This is a genomic window from Achromobacter sp. SIMBA_011 (assembly GCF_046535435.1).
Classification (GTDB): Bacteria; Pseudomonadota; Gammaproteobacteria; order Burkholderiales; family Burkholderiaceae_B; genus Achromobacter; species Achromobacter dolens.
In genome coordinates, this window is record NZ_JAWRWN010000824.1 from 1 (window position 1) to 255 (window position 255).

General features: G+C 67.8%; 1 pseudogene. It reads left to right on the top strand.

The window, feature by feature from the left end:
* Positions 1-167: pseudogene (locus SB816_RS33305) on the top strand (hypothetical protein); the annotation flags it as partial.
* Between the last annotated feature and the right edge of the window lie 88 nt (positions 168-255).

A 255-nucleotide genomic window follows, 5' to 3' on the forward strand; every position in this document is an offset into this window, starting at 1 on the left:
GCATCGGCCGCGCGGCGCGCAACTGGGAGTGCTACGACAAGATCGTCGAGGCCCTGACCCATCTGAATGACGACGAAACCCTGCTGGTGCAGTCCGGCAAGCCGGTGGGCGTGTTCAAGACCCACAGCAACGCCCCGCGGGTACTGATCGCCAACTCCAACCTCCTGCGACCGCCAGGTGCTGTTGCGCACGCTCGATGGCCAGCCGCTTGCGGCCCAGGCTGCTGCCGCCGATGACAGCCCAGCCGCCGCTCTG